1 protein-coding gene is annotated in these 967 nt (G+C 73.8%); it reads right to left on the bottom strand.

Annotation, left to right across the window (positions count from 1 at the left end):
• Nucleotides 1–267: 267 nt before the first annotated feature.
• Entirely contained in the window at nucleotides 268–915 is a 648-nt protein-coding gene (locus tag HYE82_RS36785) for an ATP/GTP-binding protein (protein ID WP_179178564.1), read from the bottom strand.
• Between the last annotated feature and the right edge of the window lie 52 nt (nucleotides 916–967).

The following is a 967-nucleotide window of genomic DNA, read 5'->3' as shown; positions in this document are numbered from 1 at the left end:
GCCCGCCACCCCACCACACCCGCCGACCGGCCGCCCTCGTCCCGAGCTCGACCTCCGGCTGCGCCGCCGCGGCGCCACCGGGACCGTCCTGGCCGGCATCTCCACCAGCGCGCGCGGTCGCCCCGGACCGGCACGGGGGCCACGGGGCCGTACTCGGCTCGCAGCTCCTCGTACGGGGCCGCCCGGGTCGGCTTCCGCCTCGGGCTTACAGCCGGCGCGCCGGGCAGCCCGGCGGCGGCGCGGCGTGGTCGGGCGACGAGGGCGTGCTCACAAGGCCTCCGGGGTCACGGCGAGGGAGTGCAGGTAGCGCATGAGCGTCATGAGGACGTCACGGCTGGAGTCGCGCCGACGGGCGTCGCAGCGGACGAGCGGCACGGAATCGGGCAGGTCGAGGGCGGCGCGCACGTCCTCAAGGGCGTGCGCGGGCGCGTCGGGGAAGGAGTTGACGGCGACGACGAACGGCACGCCGCGCTCCTCCAGCCGGCCGATCACGTCGAAGCTGACCTCCAGCCTGCGGGTGTCGACGAGGACCACCGCGCCGAGGGCGCCCTCGAACAGGCCCCGCCACAGGAACCAGAAGCGTTCCTGGCCGGGGGTGCCGAACAGGTAGAGCACCAGCTCCTGGTTGATGCTGATGCGGCCGAAGTCCATGGCCACGGTGGTGGAGGTCTTGCGTTCCACGCCGGCCGTGTCGTCGACGCCGACCCCGGCCTGGGTCATCGTCTCCTCGGTGGTCAGCGGCCGGATCTCGCTCACCGAGCCGACCAGGGTCGTCTTGCCTACACCGAATCCGCCCACGATCACCACCTTGACCGCCGCCGCGGCCGTGGCCGGCAGCGCGTCCTCGTGCCGCGGGCCGGCCCGGAGGTGTCCGTGGGGGGATGCCGCGGACGGCTCAGAGCTTTCGAAGTCCATCGATGACTGCCTCTATCAGTGCCAGGTCGGGGAGTTTGGCGGGGGCGACGGG

This window comes from Streptomyces sp. BR123 (assembly GCF_013401435.1).
In the GTDB taxonomy this organism is placed as follows: domain Bacteria; phylum Actinomycetota; class Actinomycetes; order Streptomycetales; family Streptomycetaceae; genus Streptomyces.
This window is presented reverse-complemented; position numbering and strand designations above follow the sequence as displayed.

Coding starts and splice junctions, on each gene's coding strand:
- HYE82_RS36785 (WP_179178564.1), bottom strand. CDS start 915: ATGGACTTCGAAAGCTCTGAGCCGTCCGCGGCATCCCCCCACGGACAC.